This is a genomic window from Candidatus Amarolinea aalborgensis, from assembly GCF_900491745.1.
GTDB lineage: Bacteria > Chloroflexota > Anaerolineae > SSC4 > Amarolineaceae > Amarolinea > Amarolinea aalborgensis.
This window is the reverse complement of the sequence record NZ_UETR01000038.1, coordinates 1-17,850: the sequence shown is the minus strand read 5'-3', so window position 1 is coordinate 17,850 and position 17,850 is coordinate 1. Positions and strand designations below refer to the sequence as shown.

General features: G+C 64.0%; 16 protein-coding genes. 13 read left to right on the top strand and 3 right to left on the bottom strand.

Translation table 11 applies throughout. The features are described from left to right. Position 1: 1 nt before the first annotated feature. The 3 genes from ACPQ6D_RS21035 to ACPQ6D_RS21025 form a co-directional block, all read right to left on the bottom strand. Positions 2 to 1,768, bottom strand: coding sequence for a hypothetical protein (locus ACPQ6D_RS21035; RefSeq protein WP_423226315.1), 1,767 nt, complete (start codon positions 1,766 to 1,768; stop codon positions 2 to 4). Between the two features lie 59 nt (positions 1,769 to 1,827). Then, positions 1,828 to 2,352 (bottom strand): GNAT family N-acetyltransferase, encoded by a 525-nt coding sequence (locus ACPQ6D_RS21030; RefSeq protein WP_423226314.1) that lies wholly within the window; start codon positions 2,350 to 2,352, stop codon positions 1,828 to 1,830. A 61-nt stretch (positions 2,353 to 2,413) separates the two neighbouring features. Next, positions 2,414 to 2,539: a hypothetical protein gene (locus ACPQ6D_RS21025; protein WP_423226313.1), complete on the bottom strand. Its 126-nt coding sequence runs from the start codon at positions 2,537 to 2,539 to the stop codon at positions 2,414 to 2,416. Positions 2,540 to 2,577: 38 nt separating this feature from the next. Here ACPQ6D_RS21025 and ACPQ6D_RS21020 point away from each other — a divergent pair, with 38 nt between their 5' ends. The 13 genes from ACPQ6D_RS21020 (at position 2,578) to asnB (ending at position 17,850) form a co-directional block, all read left to right on the top strand. After that, positions 2,578 to 3,756, top strand: a complete 1,179-nt coding sequence (locus tag ACPQ6D_RS21020) for an ArsA family ATPase (protein WP_423226312.1) — start codon at positions 2,578 to 2,580, stop codon at positions 3,754 to 3,756. A 4-nt stretch (positions 3,757 to 3,760) separates the two neighbouring features. Beyond that, positions 3,761 to 4,606, top strand: a complete 846-nt coding sequence (locus ACPQ6D_RS21015; RefSeq protein ID WP_423226311.1) for a class I SAM-dependent methyltransferase — start codon at positions 3,761 to 3,763, stop codon at positions 4,604 to 4,606. 15 nt (positions 4,607 to 4,621) lie between these two features. Beyond that, on the top strand, positions 4,622 to 5,257 hold the full coding sequence (locus ACPQ6D_RS21010; RefSeq protein ID WP_423226310.1) for a Uma2 family endonuclease: 636 nt from the start codon (positions 4,622 to 4,624) through the stop codon (positions 5,255 to 5,257). Beyond that, positions 5,254 to 7,317, top strand: coding sequence for an ArnT family glycosyltransferase (locus tag ACPQ6D_RS21005; RefSeq protein WP_423226309.1), 2,064 nt, complete (start codon positions 5,254 to 5,256; stop codon positions 7,315 to 7,317). The genes ACPQ6D_RS21010 and ACPQ6D_RS21005 overlap by 4 nt, the downstream gene beginning before the upstream one ends. Before the next feature lie 594 nt (positions 7,318 to 7,911). After that, positions 7,912 to 8,802, top strand: coding sequence for an ATP-binding protein (locus tag ACPQ6D_RS21000; RefSeq protein ID WP_423226308.1), 891 nt, complete (start codon positions 7,912 to 7,914; stop codon positions 8,800 to 8,802). Positions 8,803 to 8,946: 144 nt separating this feature from the next. After that, entirely contained in the window at positions 8,947 to 9,684 is a 738-nt protein-coding gene (locus tag ACPQ6D_RS20995) for an N-acetyltransferase (RefSeq protein WP_423226307.1), read from the top strand. A 118-nt stretch (positions 9,685 to 9,802) separates the two neighbouring features. Continuing rightward, positions 9,803 to 10,297 (top strand): Uma2 family endonuclease, encoded by a 495-nt coding sequence (locus tag ACPQ6D_RS20990; protein WP_423226327.1) that lies wholly within the window; start codon positions 9,803 to 9,805, stop codon positions 10,295 to 10,297. 13 nt (positions 10,298 to 10,310) lie between these two features. Further along, positions 10,311 to 11,396, top strand: coding sequence for a non-hydrolyzing UDP-N-acetylglucosamine 2-epimerase (gene wecB / locus ACPQ6D_RS20985; protein ID WP_423226306.1), 1,086 nt, complete (start codon positions 10,311 to 10,313; stop codon positions 11,394 to 11,396). After that, entirely contained in the window at positions 11,393 to 12,607 is a 1,215-nt protein-coding gene (locus ACPQ6D_RS20980; protein ID WP_423226305.1) for a glycosyltransferase, read from the top strand. Before wecB ends, ACPQ6D_RS20980 begins: the two co-directional genes overlap by 4 nt. Positions 12,608 to 12,615: 8 nt before the next feature. Beyond that, positions 12,616 to 13,419 carry a class I SAM-dependent methyltransferase gene (locus ACPQ6D_RS20975; RefSeq protein ID WP_423226304.1) on the top strand — a complete coding sequence of 268 codons (804 nt, stop codon included), beginning with the start codon at positions 12,616 to 12,618 and terminating at the stop codon, positions 13,417 to 13,419. Beyond that, a complete protein-coding gene (locus ACPQ6D_RS20970; protein WP_423226303.1) occupies positions 13,409 to 14,704 on the top strand; it encodes a flippase in 1,296 nt (431 codons plus the stop codon). The genes ACPQ6D_RS20975 and ACPQ6D_RS20970 overlap by 11 nt, the downstream gene beginning before the upstream one ends. Next, positions 14,701 to 15,930, top strand: coding sequence for a glycosyltransferase (locus ACPQ6D_RS20965; protein ID WP_423226302.1), 1,230 nt, complete (start codon positions 14,701 to 14,703; stop codon positions 15,928 to 15,930). The genes ACPQ6D_RS20970 and ACPQ6D_RS20965 overlap by 4 nt, the downstream gene beginning before the upstream one ends. A gap of 6 nt (positions 15,931 to 15,936) precedes the next feature. Beyond that, complete coding sequence (asnB, locus tag ACPQ6D_RS20960; RefSeq protein ID WP_423226301.1) at positions 15,937 to 17,850, top strand: asparagine synthase (glutamine-hydrolyzing); 1,914 nt, start codon at positions 15,937 to 15,939, stop codon at positions 17,848 to 17,850.

Below are 17,850 nucleotides of genomic sequence, written 5' to 3'. Positions count from 1 at the left end.
GCTACCACACCCAGATTAGACGGCCAAATGCGTCATGATAGTGTTTCCAAGTCACGCTGATACTCGCTCTTCCTAAAATAGGAGGGTCAGGAAAATTGTGCGCGTGACTGACGATATCCTCCACCGGGTGGGAATGCAAAGTCCCGGCGTTGGTTTCGATTTCCATGGCTGCAAACAACTTCCAAAAGACCTCTGCTTTCGCATCAGGCTTGATGGTCTCTGCAGCGTGGACGATAGCCACGAGATGTGACAATATCCTCCCGAAATCGGAGTTAGCGTCGGGGGAAGTCGGTGGAATGTTAGGATAAACTATCGGTGATCTGATGTCTGGCAACGCATCCCAGTTCATCTGATCAAGATCCGCCAAGTCGTCATCAATCGTCTTATGCCTATCCTCGTCCCTACACTCCTGCCCGGCATAACAACAAACCAGGTCCCATAAGCATTTGTCATCGGGCCACAGCGGCTCATTCAGGAGAGCGTGGACGATAATCGGCACGTCGCTGGCCAAATCATCCAGCGTGGCAAGGGCGCCTGGATGTGGCTTCTGACCGGCATCGGGTGCAAACGCCAACCAGCGATCAGATAACGACGGCAAATTTAGTGGCAGATCATACTCGCCGCTGACGGATCGCTGCGTCTGGCGTGCTGATTTCGAGCTCAACTGATCCTCGAAACTCGGAATGCGTCCGCGCGTCACTTCCTGACCTTTGCCAGCCCATGCCAGCAACTTGTCGCGATAATCAGTGCGTGGGCTTCTTTCGGCGATTTCGCGTACAACCTGGAGCGCAATCAAAGGCCGCAGGTACAGGGACGGATGGACATCATCCTTCCTACCAATCAAGTCCTGATCCTTGGAAACAGATGAGGCTGCTAAATCCTGCGCTGAGAGAGCGAACCGCGGACCAGCGAAAAGAACCCCGCAGATGTCGGCAAATGCCTCCTCAAGCCAAAGATTCCACAGATTCAGCCGCTTCACAACTGATTCCTCGTTTGTGCGATGACCTATCACGCCAAGTTTCTTGCCAAGCGCCTCCGCTAGAGCCTGGCGCATACCGTCTTGGAGGCGAACAAACTCATCAAGGGTGACCGCATTCCAGAAGATGTGGTGCCCCATTTCATGCGCCAGGGCCTGCCAGCGCTTGGGCGCATCATAATCGGACAGCGGGATTGACACCATGGGAATCTCGGGATGGAAGAGGGCGCGCGAGATGCGGTACAGCTTCTCGAAGTAGGCAACGGGCGTTCGTAGTGAGGTGTAGGAGGAATGCGCAGGCGGGTGCCAACGGCTGCAGTAGCCGCTGAGCTGCCTGTCCGCCGTCTCCAGGTAATTGCGCACGCTCTGCTGTCTGTCCTCCACATTGGGCTCATTGCGCTGTTCGCACGCGCCGCTGAGCTGCCTGTCCGCCGTCTCCAGGTAATTGCGCACGCTCTGCTGTCTGTCCTCCACATTGGGCTCATTGCGCTGTTCGCACGCACGGCTCAAGATATTCCATTCCTGCAGCAGGCGTTCGATGCCAGAGCGCAGAAGGAACGAGAGCTGGCCCGATTCGTTTGCTTGGTCAAGTGTGGTGGCATAATCAACGGCAAACTCCTGAAAACCCTGAATGAGTTTTTTGAGTCCATCCTGCTCCAAATTGGCAACTAAGCGTTCGGCCAGACGCCGCATGGCGTCGACCTGGCTGCGCTGAGTGCGTCGCATCATAGTGTTCAACTGCTTGGAGCCAGACTGAGCCGTTGGCTGCAGAGTAGAGAGTTCGCGTGACATACTGACCTCCTTCGGAACGATGAATGACGGGTTACGGTGAACCGACCGGCTGCGTGGGTCTACTCGCCGCGCACCTTGCTGTAGAGCACCATGTCATGCCAGGCGCCGCTGCGCCACTGCGCCGAGCGCAGCACACCCTCGCGTGTGAACCCTGCCTTCGCCAGCGAGCGTTGTTCGGGCAGGTTCGTGACATCGGTCGAGGCCTCGACCCGCACAATGGGGTAGGTTCGCAACAGGTATTCGGCCAGGAGTCGCTGCGCTTCCGTGCCGTAACCCCTGCCGCGGTGCGCGGGAAGGATGTTCAGGCCAATGTTGTAGGCCAGGCTGCCGCTGTTGGGGCCGTAGTGCACCTGGTGAAAACTCATGGTGCCCACCGGCTCGCCGGCCTGCGTGACAATCATCAGGGTGCTGAGCTGATCGGTCAGGAAGCCGTGCTCGGCGAACGCTCGCTCCTGGTTGTCGAAACGCTTAAGGCCGAACGAGTTGTACTCACTTTGAATCTCAACATCGTTCTGCCAGGCTTCCAAAAGAGGCAGGTCGGCTTGTTTCACTGGCCGCAGACACACAAGATCACCCTGTATCATTCTCTACTCTCCTACCCATATCCCCGCCTCGTCGTTAGTATAGCGTTACCGCGTGAGAAAGTCAATCAAGTTCGGCCGCCGCGGCCGGCTGACCCACAGCGCCGAGGGCTTTGACCATTCCCCGCGTTTCGAGTAGAATCCCGTTACGTATTTCTGACATGACCGCCCAGCGCTCGGAAGACGGCATGATGCCGGCCCTCCGCCGCGGGCCACAAGGATGGCAATGTGCGAATAATTCTGTACACCGGCAAGGGCGGCGTGGGCAAAACGAGCATCAGCGCGGCCACGGCCGTACACTGCGCCGATCGCGGCTTGCGTACGATTGTGCTCAGCACCGATCCGGCCCACAGTCTGGGCGATTCGTTCGACCGGCCGTTGGGCAATGACCCCGTCGCGATTGCGCCCAACCTGTGGGGGCAGGAGATTGATCTCCTGCATCAGATGGATCGCCATTGGGGCAAGGTGCAGGAGTATATCTCCGCCATCTTCGCCTGGCGCGGCATGGACGAGCTGGTGGCTGAGGAGACCTCGGTCCTGCCTGGCATGGAAGAGCTGGCCAGCCTGATGCAGATCAACTGGCTGGCCGACAGCGGGCAGTACGATGTGATCATCGTGGACTGCGCGCCTACCGGCGCCACCCTGCAGCTGCTGGCCTTCCCCGAACTGGCGCGCTGGTACCTGGACAAGATTTTTCCCTGGGAAAGGCGCATGATCAAGGCGGCCGCGCCAGTCATCAAACGCATGACCGACATGCCGCTGCCCAGCGAGGAGTTCTTCGATTCAGCCGAAGACCTGATCGTGCAGTTGGAAAAGATCAACAAACTGCTCACCGACCCGCAGCTGACCTCGGTGCGCCTGGTGCTCAACCCGGAAAAGATGGTAGTCAAAGAGGCGCAGCGCGCCTACACCTACCTCAACCTCTACGGCTATGCCACCGATGCGGTGGTCTGCAACCGGATGCTGCCCACCGCGGTGACCGATGGCTATTTCACGGCCTGGAAAGAGGCCCAGGCGCGCTATCACAACCTGGTGCAAGAATCGTTCGAGCCGCTGCCCATCTTCGATGTGCCCCTGTTCGACCAGGAAGTCGTGGGGCTGGAGATGCTGCGGCGGATGGCGGCCTCTGTCTTCGGCGAGAACGTGGATCCGACCCGCATCTTCTACGTCGGCAACTCGCAGGCAGTGACGCTGGAAAACGGCGTTTACAAGCTGTCCTTGCCGCTGCCGTTCGTGGAGCGCAACCAGATCAAGCTAACACGCAGCCTGGCCGATGAGCTGATCGTGCACATCGGCAACTGGAAGCGCAACTTGAGCCTGCCGCGCGCCCTGGCCAACCTGGCGGTCAGCGGCGCCAAGTATGAGGAAGACCGCCTGGTCGTTTCGTTCAACGGAAAGGCGAAATAGCGCTGTGCAACCACCGGTGTGGCAGAAGTACCTGACCGATTACAATGAGGGCCTGGGGCTGGTCTACGAGCGCTTCGTATTGAACGACTTTCTGGCCGACCTGCGCGCGCGCTTCAATATCCAGACGGTGCTGGAGGCGCCGCTCTACGGCATGGCCGGCGTCAGCGGCATCAACAGCGTGGGGCTGGCGCAGGCCGGCTGCCAGGTCACGTTGGTGGACGACAACGCGCAGCGCCTGGCCGGGGTGAAGCGCATTTGGGGCGAACTCGGCCTGCCCATGACGCCGGTGGCCCTGGACAGCGCGGCTTGGGGCGCGCTGCCCTTTGCCGACCGCAGTTTCGATCTGGCCTGGTGCTGGGCCGCGCTCTGGTACTTGCCCGACGCTTCCCAGCTCCTGGCCGAGCTGGCGCGCGTCAGCCGCCGCGTCGTCTTCGTCGCCATGCCCAACAACCTGCAGGTGGGCTACTGGATGCGCAAGCTGCTGATTGATCGCGACTTCTTCCCCACCGTGGACGAGCGCTGGGTGAACATCGGGCTGGTCAAGCGCGTCCTGCGCGGCCAGGGCGTGCGCGTGGTCAAGCAAGGCGTCCTCGACGTGCCGCCCTGGCCGGACACGGTCATGCCGGCCAACGAGGTGCTCAAGCGCCTGGGCATCCGCTCGGCCAAACTGGAGAGCCAATTCAGCGGCGACCACTGGACGTGGTCCACGATGGCCTACTACCTGGGTCAGCAGCCGGACCTCTACGATCGGGTCATCAAGTATGCCTGGCTCGATCACGCGCCGCTGCCGTGGCAGGTCAAAGCCATCTGGGCGCACCATCGCTATGTCGTGGGGACGGTTGCGCCGTAACAAGGAGGATTCAGCATGACCATCGAAGTCAGACGACCGCCGCGCGTGGTTCGCACCACGCCCGCGTTGACGCTGCTGCCGCCAATGACATGGCCGGAGCCGGGGCAATGGACGTACGAGGACTACGCGCGCCTGCCAGACGATGGCAACCGCTACGAAGTGATCAAAGGAGTGTTGTACATGACCCCGTCGCCCACCGTAGACCACCAGCACGTATCGGCCGAACTAGGGTTTAGCTTGATGACCTTCGTCAAACAGCACAAGCTGGGGCTCGTCCTCGCCGCACCGCTGGATGTGATCATGACTGGCGTCGCCACGCCGGTGCAGCCCGATCTTCTCTTCGTCCGCCAGGCGCGCATCGCGGACATTGTCACACCCAAAGCGATCACCGGCGCGCCCGACCTGGTTGTCGAGATTTCGTCGCCTGGCACCGCGCGCCATGACCGGTTCATCAAATATGCGGCGTACGAAGAGGCTGGGGTGTCGGAACTGTGGCTGGTGGACCCCAAGGCGATGACGATTGAAGTCTACGGCCTGGAAGGCAACACGTACCAGGCGTTGGGCGCCTGGGGCAAGGGCGAAGTGGCTACCTCGCGCGTCCTGCCTGGCTGGCGCGTCGCCGTGGATGACGTCTTCGCGCCGTTGGCATGAAGCATCCGATTGCCAACCGCGCCGCCGGTTGGCTTCTTCTCCTCATCCTGGCGCTGGCGGCGTTCTTACGCTTCTGGCACATTGGTCAGTTCCCGCCCGGCCTCTTTGGCGATGAGGCGGTCAACGGGCTGGATGCGCTCGATGTGCTGGCCGGCCGCGGCGCCATCTTCTTCCCGGCCAACTTCGGCCGTGAGGGCGGCCACATCTGGCTGGTGGCCGCCTCCCTGCGCCTGTTTGGCGTCACCCCGTTCGCCGTGCGCCTCCCCTCCATCCTGGCCGGCATCTTGGCCGTCGCCGCCGCGGCCTGGCTCGGCCACGAAGTCGTCAGCGCCCGCGGGCGCGGCGCCTCGGCCCGGCCGCTAGACGCCTGGCTCCCGCTCCTCGTCGCGGCGTACACCGCCGCATCCTACTGGCACCTGCACTTCAGCCGCTTCGGCATCCGCGGCATCTTCACCACGCTGTGGACCGCGCTGGCCTTTGCCGCGTTCTGGCGCGGCGTCAACACGGGCCGCACGCGCTGGTTTCTGCTGTGCGGGCTGTGCCTGGGCGCGGGCGTCTATTTTTACACCGCCAGCCGTTTCACGCCCTTTGCGCTCGTCATTTTCCTGATCGTGCAGGCCGCGCTGGCCTGGCGCAGCCGCGACCGGACGGTACAGTCAGCGCCGCTGCTGGCCGCGTTTTTCAAGCCCCTGCTGCTGGCCGCGCTGACGGCCGCGCTGGTGGTCGCGCCGTTGGGCCTCTATTTTCTCACCCACCCCGGCAGCTTCGCCTCTCGCGCGGCGACGGTCTCCGCATTCAATGCCGACGTGGCCGGCGCCAGCCCCCTGGCGCGCATCGCGCAGGCCGGCCTAGCCAACGTCGCGCAGTTTTTCATCCCCGGGCAGGGCGATCCGGCCGCCTTCTACAACCTGCCGGGACGCGCCGTCTTCGACCCGCTGACCGCGATCCTGGCCCTGCTCGGCCTGCTCCTCTGCCTGCGCCGCTGGCGTCAGCCGGTCTACCTTTTCCTGGCCCTGTGGCCGCCGCTGCTCCTGCTGCCTACCTTCCTGGCCGTGGATCGTTTTCCTACCCTGCCGCGCGCGCTCGGCGTCATGCCCGGCATCTTCATCTGGGCCGCGCTGGGACTGCAGGCCGTCATAGAATCCAGGTTTCTGCCAGACTTCAGGTTTCTCAGAGCAGACTTCGGGTTTCTTAAAGAAACCCGAAGCGTTCTGGCCCTCCTGGCCGCGCTGCTGGCGCTGAGCGTGCACGGCGGACTGGCCGTGCGCGACTATTTCTACGTCTGGGGGCCGTCGGCCGCGGCGTTCGAAGCCTTCGACGGGCATGAGACCGACAGCGCACTGTGGCTGACCGGCCATCCGCAGCCGGCGCCCGTTTATCTCAGCGCGGATCTCTACCGCCACCCGGTCATCATGTTCCTGCTGGAGCAGACGCCGCTGACGGAATTTTTCAGCCACCGCAACCCTGGGCTGCATTGGTTGGATGCGCGGTCGGGGTTCGTCCTGCCGCCGGCCGGCGCCGCTGCGACCTACGTCTTCAGCGGCCAGGCGCAGCCGCCGCCAGCCGTGCTGGACGCCTGGCTGCCGCAACGCCAGGTGATCTATGCCCGCGCCGCGCCCGACGGTCAGCCGGCGACGACGGTGCTGCAAGCTACGGCCGTGGAGACGGCTGGCGGCCCGGCCGCGGCCATCCCCTTCCGCAACGGACTGACCCTGACCGGCCACACGCTGAGCGCGCGGCCGGGGCCAGGCGTCAGCGTGGACATCACCCTGGCCTGGCAGATTGAAAGCGTCCCGCCGGCCCGCGCCGACTCCAGCTACAACGTGCGCGTGGCGCTGCTGGCCGCCGACCGTCCCTGGGCCGGCGTCGAATCCCTGCTCCCCTATCGCCCGGCGGAATGGGCCGCGGGCGAGCGCCTCATCACCTGGCACAGCCTGACCCTGCCGCCGGACGCGCCTGCTGGCGCGTACACCCTGGCCGTCGCGCTCGTGGACGACGCCGGTCAAATCGTGCTCTTGCGCAGCGGCGCCGCCGAGGCGCGGCTAACCCTGAACCCGTGACACGCTTCTTCGTAGGTCCGGCCTCCTGGCCGGACGACGTCGCCACAGAAAAGCGAACTTCGCGGTTGACGACGTTGTCACGCCGGAGGCGTGACCCACGAGGGCAAGCAGCCTGCGCAAGGGGATCCCCCTCGCAGGGCTGCGGCGGGGTGACGATTTCAGAGGCGCGCGACATCCTCGCAAGTCAACGCTGTGATGTCCACAGCCCCCTGCGAGGGTTGTATCACCGCAGTTTCGACTTATGCACCCACTGTGGTAAAATCCTAGCCATCATTGCGCAGCCAGAAGAATGGTTTAGCTCATTACCTACAAGTTAAGGTTTTTGACGGTTTGTCAAGGGCCGAAGCAGCCAAAATCGGACCAATTTCGGACAAGTTTTGCCTTGCTGCGAGGTGTCAAAGCACGAACTGAGCGCCGGACGCCTCTCGCAGAGGCCCGTGGATGCAGTTATCAGCCTACATCTTGGCCGATTCTGCATCGATACGTGGTTTGAGGTCCGCAAAAGTGCTCAAAACGAGCTCAGGTATCGAATTTGACATTCCGCCGGAAACCTTAACTTGTGACCAATGGGTTTAGCTGTACAACTAACAGAATATGCATATCACCATACCACAGGCCGAAAATCAGTACGTTGAGTTCAAGACCGAACACGCGAAGGCCACCGACCTGGCGGAAGAAATGATCGCGTTCGCCAATGGTGAAGGCGGCGAGATTTGGTTAGGGGGTATTGAGGTTTTTCATTACGACGGCGTCGAAGTCGAACGTGCACGGCTGAACGATCTCGATCTGGATAAAATCGGCCAGTATTTCACACGTTACCAGATTGCGTTCTTCGACGAACCGCCGGCAGAACGCGAACGCCTCATGGCGTCAACCGACCTTTTGGGATCATCGAGAAAGCCGACCATCGCTGGTTTGCTCGTCTTTGGTCTCGCGCCCGAACGTTTGCTTCCGGCCAGCGGCATCTCCTTTGCGCACTTCGCGGGCACGGACCTGTCGGCGGACCTGATTGATAAGAAGAACTTCTTTGGCCCACTTCCGCGCCAGGTTGACGAATGTCTGGCCGCCATCAAGGCGAATCTCGTCATCGGATCAACCATCGTCGGCGCCAAACGCCAGGAAGAGCCGCACTACCCCGACCGAGTTTTTCGTGAGCTGCTGGTCAATGCCTGCGTTCATCGTAACTACAGCATCACCAGGTCGAACATCCGCGTTTTCTTATTCGCAGATCGGCTCGAAGTGATCAGCCCCGGCCGCCTGCCCAACACTGTGACGATTGAAAAACTTTCGGTTGGCACCAGTTTTGCCCGTAATCCCATCCTGGTGCGTTTGATGGAAAACCTGGGCTATGTGGATAAATTAGGGCGTGGGTTGCCGATGGTCTGGCGTGAAGCCAAATTGTTCGGGCTGCAAGTCCAATTCGAGGAACGCGGCGAGGAGTTCCGCGTCGCGCTGCCCCTGCCGCGCCGCGAGTCCAGAACTTGAGACCGGAGACTGGAGACCAGAGACTGGAGACTGGAGACCGGAGACCAGAGATCGGAGACCAGAGACCACAAATTACCCGCCTTCCACAAACCCGATCTCTGATCTCTGATCTCTGATCTCTAATCTTCGCACAGGAGCTTTCCTTTGACAGCTATCATTGATCCAACCGCTGCGCTTGGCCCGGATGTGACTATGGGCGAGTATGTGGTGATCGAAGCGGGCGTCCGCCTCGGCGCGGGCGTGACGCTGGGGCATCACGTGGTGGTGCACGCGGGCACAGTCATCGGCGCGGGGACGTGGGTGGGCGACCAGGCCGTGCTGGGACGACCGCCGCGGCCCGCGCCCACCAGCGCGGTCAAAACGCCGCCCGGCCTGCCCCCGCTGCGCATCGGCGCGGACTGCATCATTGGCGCGGGCGCGGTCGTTTACAACGGCACCACGATCGGCGAGAAAACGATGATCGGCGACCACGCGTTCGTGCGCGACCGCTGCCAGATCGGGAGCTTCGTCATCGTCGGCAGCCATGTGACAATCGAAAACGAAGTAAACATCGGCGACTACACCAAGCTGCAGACCGGCGTCTATCTGTGCGCGTGGGTGACGATTGAGGATCACTGCTTCATTGCGCCCTGCGTGGTCACCACCAACGACAATTACATGGGCCGCACCGAAAAGCGGTTCCAGGAACGGGGCGGCTGCACCATTCGCCGCGGCGCGCGCGTCGGCGCCAACGTCACGCTGCTGCCCAACATCGAAGTGGGCGCCGAAGCCTTCGTTGCGGCCGGCTCCATCGTGACGCGCGACGTCCCGCCTGCCACCCTGGTGATGGGTTCGCCGGCCAAGTACATGCGCGACGTTAGCCCCGACGAGTTCGCCGAATAAGCTGGCGTCCTGTGAATCCTGTCCTCATTTGACAGGATTTACAGGATGTACAGGATGAATAGGACGGGAGAAATTTGAAGTTTTCCAGGAGGTGCACATGACAACAACCAAAGCGGGTCTGCTCCGGCAATTTCTCGACGCTGACCGGCTGGGGGTGCGCCTGGAAATCATGGGCGGATTGCCTATCTGGGAAGCGCATCCTGTCCTGAAGCATCAACGCGCGGTGGATCGTATCCGCGCAACGATTGAACGGCGCGGCCCAAGTTCGACAGAGCACGGCGGCTGCGGCTGTGTACACGTGGCGGATGTCTACATTAGCTTCCCCGATGGTTCATTGAAACGCCCCGACATTTCGATCTTCTGTCGCGAGCCGGAAGAAGAGGAAGAAGCAATCACGCTCATTCCGGAAGCCGTGATCGAGGTGGTCAGTCGGGGATACGAAGCCAAGGACCTGGAGTTGGCGCCGCACTTCTACCTGGCGCAGGGCGTCAAAGATGTCGTAGTGTTCGACCCGTATTCCCTCTTGGTGCTGCATGTGCGCCGCGACCGCGTGACGCGCGCCATTTCCCCTGCGCCCATCGCGCTTGCATGTGGCTGCCAATGTGTAGTTTGACAGGTCCGGTTCATTGAAAATCGTCACCATCGTCGGCGCGCGGCCGCAGTTCATCAAGGCCGCGCCGGTCAGCCAGGCCCTGCGCCGCCAACACCACGAAATCCTCATCCATACCGGTCAACACTACGACCGCGCGATGTCCGACCTGTTCTTCGACGAGCTGTCCATCCCGCGCCCAGACTACGAATTGGGCATCGGCTCTGGCCCGCACGGCTGGCAGACGGGGCAGATGCTGCAACGGATCGAAGAGGCGCTGCAGGCGGAGAAACCGGCCTGGGTGCTCGTCTACGGCGACACCAATTCGACCCTGGCCGGCGCGCTGGCCGCGGTCAAGCTGCACATCCCCGTGGCGCACGTGGAGGCCGGCCTGCGCAGCTTCAACCGCACGATGCCCGAAGAGCACAACCGCATCCTCACCGATCACTGCGCGGACCTGCTCTTCTGCCCAACCCAAACCGCGGTCAACCTGCTGGCGGCCGAAGGGGTCACCCGCGGCGTGCACCTGGTGGGCGATGTGATGGTGGATGCGCTGCAGACGCATGGCGCGCTGGCAGCTCGCCATGCGACCCTGGCCGGCCGCCTGGGCCTGCGACCGCAGGGCTTTGCGCTCGCCACCATTCACCGCCCCTACAACACCGACGATCCGGCCCGCCTGACCGCGATTCTCGACGCGCTGGCCGGCCTGCAGACGCCGGTCGTCTTTCCGCTGCATCCACGCACGCGCGCCGCGCTAACCCACAACGGCCTGGCCCTGCCCGCCAACGTGATTGCGATGGAGCCGATCGGCTACCTGGACATGCTGGCGCTGGAACAGGCCGCGGCCTTGATCCTCACCGACTCCGGCGGTGTGCAAAAAGAAGCCTACTGTTTTGCCGTGCCCTGCGTCACCCTGCGGCCGGAGACCGAATGGGTGGAAACCGTGGAGGCCGGCTGGAACCGCCTGGCCTGGGGCGACGCCGCGCAGGTGATCGAAGCCGCGCAGCGTCCCTGGCCGACCACGCCGCCCGCGCCCCTCTTTGGCGATGGCCACGCCGCGGAGCGCATCGTGCGCCTGCTGGCCGCGGCCGATCCTGCGCCGCAGAAGGTGGTCGCTTCATGACCATGCCGCCCGACGCGCGCGCGCCTGACCGCCGGCTGCACGTGCTGTTCATCACCGCCTGGTATCCCACCGCAGCCGCGCCGTATGAGGGCACCTTTGTGCGTGAACACGCGCTGGCCGTCGCCCGCTTCGATGACGTGGCCGTGCTGCATTGCCCGGAGCCGCGGCGGGACCTGCCCCGGCTGTGGCAGGTGGAAACGGAGACCGATCCCGTCTTGACGGCCGGCCTGCCCACCGTGCGCGCCTGGTATCGCCCCGCGCCCATCCCGAAAGTGTCACTCGGCGTTCATCTGGTCGCCGTCGGACAGGCGTTGCGCGCGGTCTACCGCGCCGGCTTTCGGCCCGATCTCCTGCATGCGCATGTCTACGATGCGGGGTTCGCGGCCGCCATTTTCAGCAAGTTGTACCGCCTGCCCCTTGTCGTGACCGAGCACTTCTCCGCCTTTCCGCGGCATACGCTGCCGCCTGGCGAAGTTCGGAAGGCGCGCATCGCCTTTGGGCAGGCGGCCCGGGTCTTGCCGGTGAGCCGTGCGCTGCAGACCGGCATTGAAGAGCACGGTCTGCGCGCGCGTTTCCAGATTGTAGGTAACGTGGTGGACAACACGCTTTTCTACCCGGCGCCGGCGCGTACGCCTAACGATCCCCTGCGCATCGTGAGTGTGGGTTCGTTGGTGCCAATCAAGGGCATTCCCGATCTGCTGCATGCCCTGCGCCGCCTGCAGGAGACGCCGCTGCGCTGGCGGCTGGATGTCATCGGCGACGGGCCGCAGCGCGCCGCCTACACCGCGCTGGCGGCTGAGCTTGGTCTGGCCAGCCAGGTCACCTTCCATGGCACGCGACCAAAAGCAGATGTGGCTGACTTTCTGCGCCAGGCTGATCTCTTTGTGCTCGCCAGCCAGTGGGAGAACATGCCGTGCGTCCTGCTCGAAGCCATGGCCTGCGGTGTGCCGATTGTCGCCTCAGCCGTGGGCGGCATCCCCGAAATCGTGGACGACGCGGTCGGCATCCTGACGCCGCCGGGCGATGCGCCGGCGCTGGCCGCGGCGATCACCGCGGCGCTGACGGCTCGACTGAGCTCGCCGAAGTCGCAGCCGGAGCGTTTCGATCGGCGCATCATGATCGAACGCGCGGCCGCCTATTCACCGGCCGCCATCGGCCAGACATTGGACTCAATCTATCGCAGCGTGCTGACGGAGAAAGCCTCACGATGATGAATAGCATGACCAAACTCCCCGTCGTCCCGCTCCTGACGGGGCGGCAAGACCTGATTCTGGCGCGCGCGGCCGGGCGCCGCGTCCTGCACTTGGGCTGCGTGGACGCGGGCCTGCTGCACGCGCGCTTTGCGCGCCAGGAGTTGATGCACCAGAAGCTGGCGGCCGTCGCTTCCGAACTGTGGGGCGTGGACATTGACCAGGAAGGCATTCAGTTCCTCGCCAGCCACGGCTTCGAGCATCTCATCGCGGGCGACATCTGCGAGCCGTCCATTCTGGCCCAGCTCAGCGGCCAGCCCTTCGACCTGGTTCTGGCGACCGAAGTGATCGAGCACCTTCCCAACCCGGTCCAGTTCCTGCAAGCCGCGCGCCAACTGCTGACGCCGGGCCAGACTGAGCTGATCATCACGGTGCCCAACGCCTTTCGCATCCAAACCCTGCTCTGGCTGCTGCGCGGCGTCGAGTATGTGCATCCCGACCACAATTACTGGTTTTCCTACGTCACGGCCACCAATCTGCTGCGCAAGAGCGGCTTCGATGTGACCGAGGTCTATGCTTACACCTTTCAGCCGCGCGCCGGCCTGCCGAACGTGGCCCGGCGCCTGTTGGGACGACCAGCGCCGCCGGCGTCGGCTTCAACGGCGGCCCTCCCCCGCGCCGCGAACGGCGTCTCGCCCCATCTGCTCGGCCGCGGTCTCGACTATGTCCGCTCGCTGCCCAAACGCCTGCTCGCCTCCGCGCTCTACCGCACCACGTCGTTCTGGGGCGACGGCTTGATCCTCGTGGCGCAGGCGTCTGCCGATGCAAACTAGGGTTCAACGCGGGCTGCGGCTGCTGCGCAGCACATTTGCGCGCAATGTCGCGACTACTTTCCTGACCCAGGTCGTGTCCCTGGTGATCGGCGTCGCCAATGCGGCCATCGTCGCGCGCTGGCTCGGCCCGCAGGGCAAAGGCAGCCTGGCCCTGGCGCTGCTGATTCCGGCCACGCTGGCCCTCTTCCTCAGCGGCGGCATCCCAGCCGCCAACGTCTATTTCATCGGCTCGCGCCGCCTGTCGGTGGCCCAGGTAACCCAGAACGCCATGCTGCTGGCTCTGCTGGGCGTCAGCGGCGGCCTGGTTTTGACGGCGCTTGGCCTGGCGAGCGGCCTCCTGCAGCGCCTGGCGCCGAGTGTGCCCGCGGCGCTCATCGTTCTGGCGACGGTGGGGCTGCCAGCCGCCATCGTCAACAGCTTCTTCAGCGGCATCCTGCAGGGAATGCAACGCATTCGCACCGTCAACGTGATCACTTTCTTGCAAAGCGTCCTGACCCTGGGTTTGACCATCCTGCTGGTCATTGGCCTGGGCTGGGGTCTCAACGGCGGGGTGCTGGCCGCGGTGGGGGCCGCGCTTGGCGTGATGATCCTCTTGGGCTGGCAGGTGCAGCGCGCCGGGGGCGACTTGCGGCCGCGCTACGACCGGGCCATCCTGGGTCAAATGCTGGCCTTCGGCCTGCGCGGCTACGTGGGCAACCTGCTGCAGTTTTTCAACTACCGGCTTGATCTCTTCATCGTCGGCATCTTGCTCGGCCCGGCGGCCGTGGGTATCTACACCGCGGCCGTTGCGCTGGCCGAGCTGCTCTGGCACCTGCCCAACGCCGTTAGTTTCGTCATCTTCCCCAAAGCCTCGGCGACGCGGCCAGAAGATATGAATCGCGTGACGCCGCGCATCTTCGCGCTGACCCTGGGCATCACCCTGGTGGGAGGCGTCTTCATTGCGCTGCTCGGCCGCCAAGTGATCCAGGTTATCTATTCGGACCTTTTCCTGGCCGCATACCAACCGCTTCTCGCCCTGCTGCCCGGCGTCATTCTGCTCGGCGGCGGCAAAGTGCTGACGAACGAAATTGCCGGTCGCGGTTATGTCCACTACAATTCGGTCAACGCCGGCCTGGCGCTGGTGTTGACGGTCATCTTCGATTTGCTGCTCATCCCACGCTGGGGCGTCCTGGGCGCGTCGTGGGCCTCCACCATCGCCTACAGCGCCATCTTCCTCACAGCCGTCATCTTCTACCGGTCCGTGAGTCGTAATCAGAACGCCATCAGCCGGGGGAGGCAGCCATGACCCACGTCCTGATGCTGGTCACCAGCAACCTGCTGCACGACAATCGCGTGCGCCGTGAAGCCGAGACCCTGGCCGCGGCTGGTTACCGCGTGACTGTCGTGAGCCACATTCGCCCAACCGACATTGCCCGCTTGGGCTGGGCTGCGCCAGGGGGACTGACGGCCATCGCTGCGCCGCTGCCCGCCTGGGAAGACACGACCGGCTGGCGGCGGATGGCGGGCCACGCGGCTGATCTCTGGCGCTGGGGAGGCAGTGGCGCGCTGCTGGCGGCTGCGTCGGATCAGCGCGCGGACGTGGTGCACGCGCACGACCTCGACACGCTGCCAGCCGCGGCCGCGCTGGCGCAGCGTTGGCGTACGCCCCTGGTCTACGATGCCCACGAGCTGTTCGTGGATCAGATGACGCTGGGGCCAGCCGCAGCCAGCCTCCCCTGGCCCAATCGCGTCAAACAGGCGCTGGCGCAGCGCAACTTCGCCCGCCTGGAGCGCCGCCTGATTGGGCAGGCCGCAGCGGTGATTACCGTCAGCCAGTCCATCGTCGTCGAGCTGGCAGATCGTTATCACATTCCGCCGCCAACCCTGGTGCTCAACACCCCGCGCTACCAGGACATGGCTGCCGGCTCGGACTATCTGCGCCGGCGCCTGGGCTTGCGCGCGGAGCAGCGCATCATGCTCCTGCAAGGCGCGGTCTTGCCCGACCGCCATCTGCTGGAGCTGGTGCAGACCCTGGCGCTGCTGCCGGACACCGTGGTGTTGACTTTCCTGGGCTTCAACCTGGGCACGTTTCAAGAGCCGATTCGCCAGGAAGCGGCGCTACTCGGCCTGCAATCCCGCGTCTTCATGCTCGACGCGCTGCCGGCTGACCAACTGCTGGGCGCGACCGCGTCGGCCGATGTGGGCATGATCCTGCTGGCCGGGCGCAACAAGAACGACCGCTTTGCCATGCCCAATAAACTGTTCGAGTACATGATGGCGGGGCTGCCCTTTGTCGCCAGCGACTGGCCGGAAATCGGCCGCGTCGCGCGCGCTACCGGCGCCGGAGTCACGGTGACGGAACCGACGCCGGCAGCGGTGGCCGCGGCGGTGAACAGCATCTTGCAGGCGCCTGCGCGCCAGGCCGCGATGCGCGCCGCGGGGCTGGCGGCCGCACGCCGCGAATACAACTGGGAAGCGCAGGCCGCCCGCCTGCTCGATCTCTACGCGTCGTTGCCAACGGCGAGGAGCTAGAAGCGCATGTGTGGAATTGCCGGCATCTGTCGCAGGGATCAACACCCCGTGGAACAAGCGCAGTTGCAAGAGATGGCGGATCTGCTGCGTCACCGCGGCCCGGACGACCAGGGCATCTACCAGCAGGGGCCGGCCGGGCTGGCCTTCCGCCGCCTGGCGATTCTTGATCTTTCGCCGGCCGGACACCAGCCGATGACCAATGAGGATGGCACGCTGTGGCTGGTCTTCAACGGCGAAATCTACAACTACCGCAGCCTGGTGAGCGAGCTGGAGGCGGCCGGCCACATCTTCCGTTCACGCAGCGACAGCGAGGCCATTCTGCATGCCTATGAACAGTGGGGTGACGACTGCGTGCGGCGCTTCGAGGGCATGTTTGCGTTTGCGCTCTGGGACGAGCGCCGCCAGCGGCTGTTTGCGGCCCGCGACCGCTTCGGCATCAAGCCCTTCTATTACCACCTCAACGCCGAGCGCCTGCTGTTTGCTTCGGAGATCAAGGCGCTGTTCGTGGATAGAGCCACGCCCCGCCAGCCTAACGGGGATCGCCTTTATGATTACCTGGTTTACGGCTACCTGGATCACACCGCGGAAACGATGTTTGCTGACATTCGCCAGCTGCCGCCTGCGCACCGGCTCGTGTACCGCGCCGGGAACCTGGCTATCCAGCGTTACTGGGATTTGAACCCCGAGCAACGCCTGGATGATCTGAGCGACCGGGCCGCTGCCGAACGGCTGCACGAGCTGTTCTTTGAGTCGGTGCGCCTGCACCTGCAGAGTGATGCGCCCATCGGCACCTGCCTGAGCGGCGGATTGGATTCATCGGCCATCGTGTGCGCCATCGCCCGCCTGCTCGACGCCGACGGCGTGGATCGCGCCATGATCGGCGAGCGCCAGCGCACCTTCACCGCCAGCTTCGATGATCCCGCCTTCGATGAGCGCCGTTTTGCACGTGAGGTCATCGCGCAGACCGGCGCACAGGCCTTCTTTGCCTTTCCACAGGCCGAGGCGCTCAACGAGCTGCTGCCTGACCTGATCTGGCGCCAGGAAGAGCCGTTCGGCTCCACCAGCATCGTGGCGCAGTGGTGCGTCATGCAGCTGGCCGGGCAGCAGGGCATCAAAGTGATGCTCGACGGCCAGGGCAGCGACGAGATTCTCGGCGGCTATCATCCGTTCTTCTCCGGCCTGTGGGCCAATCACCTGCGTCACGCCGATTTCGCCGGGCTGAGCCGCGAGCTGGAAGGCTTTCGTGGTCGGCATGGCGTACCGCCGCGCGTTCTGCTGACCGGCGCGCTGGGGCTGGCCTTACCCGCCGCCCTACGCGGCGCCATCCAGGTAGGTCGCGGACGCACGCGGCCGGCCTGGCTGGGATCAGCCCTGACGGCGCAGCCGCAGCCCTGGCTGGAGATGCCCTCGCCCTACCGCGATCCGCTGCGCCGCCAGATGTACCAGTATCTCACGACGCTGCACCTGCCGTCGCTTCTGCACTACGAAGATCGCAACTCGATGGCCTTCAGTATCGAGGCGCGTGTGCCCTTCCTCGATCATCGCCTGGTCGAATTCGCTTTTGCGCTGCCGGCTCGTTTCATGCTGCGCGATGGCGAGACCAAATGGCTGCTGCGCCGCGGTCTGGCCGATGTGCTGCCGCCAGCGATTGCGCAGCGACAGGACAAGATGGCTTTCGGCACGCCGGAAGCGGCCTGGTTCCGCACGACGCTGCAGCCGACCCTGCGTGAGGTCTTCGCCAGCGCCAGTTTCCGCCAGCGGCCCTACTGGAACGCAGCCGTCGTAGATCAGGTCTTCCAAGAACATCAAAGCGGCCAGGCTGATCGGCGCCTGCTCCTGTGGCGCTGGTTCAACACCGAGCTGTGGCTGCGCCGGTTCATAGACCAAGAGCCGGGAAACAGAACGCTGAACGCTAAATGA

Excerpts from the sequence above, each read along its gene's own strand:
- ACPQ6D_RS21035 (WP_423226315.1), bottom strand. The coding sequence starts at position 1,768 with ATGTCACGCGAACTCTCTACTCTGCAGCCAACGGCTCAGTCTGGCTCC.
- ACPQ6D_RS21030 (WP_423226314.1), bottom strand. The coding sequence starts at position 2,352 with ATGATACAGGGTGATCTTGTGTGTCTGCGGCCAGTGAAACAAGCCGAC.
- ACPQ6D_RS21025 (WP_423226313.1), bottom strand. The coding sequence starts at position 2,539 with ATGCCGTCTTCCGAGCGCTGGGCGGTCATGTCAGAAATACGTAACGGG.
- ACPQ6D_RS21010 (WP_423226310.1), top strand. The coding sequence starts at position 4,622 with ATGACCATCGAAGTCAGACGACCGCCGCGCGTGGTTCGCACCACGCCC.
- ACPQ6D_RS21005 (WP_423226309.1), top strand. The coding sequence starts at position 5,254 with ATGAAGCATCCGATTGCCAACCGCGCCGCCGGTTGGCTTCTTCTCCTC.
- ACPQ6D_RS21000 (WP_423226308.1), top strand. The coding sequence starts at position 7,912 with ATGCATATCACCATACCACAGGCCGAAAATCAGTACGTTGAGTTCAAG.
- ACPQ6D_RS20980 (WP_423226305.1), top strand. The coding sequence starts at position 11,393 with ATGACCATGCCGCCCGACGCGCGCGCGCCTGACCGCCGGCTGCACGTG.
- ACPQ6D_RS20975 (WP_423226304.1), top strand. The coding sequence starts at position 12,616 with ATGACCAAACTCCCCGTCGTCCCGCTCCTGACGGGGCGGCAAGACCTG.
- ACPQ6D_RS20970 (WP_423226303.1), top strand. The coding sequence starts at position 13,409 with ATGCAAACTAGGGTTCAACGCGGGCTGCGGCTGCTGCGCAGCACATTT.
- ACPQ6D_RS20965 (WP_423226302.1), top strand. The coding sequence starts at position 14,701 with ATGACCCACGTCCTGATGCTGGTCACCAGCAACCTGCTGCACGACAAT.
- asnB (WP_423226301.1), top strand. The coding sequence starts at position 15,937 with ATGTGTGGAATTGCCGGCATCTGTCGCAGGGATCAACACCCCGTGGAA.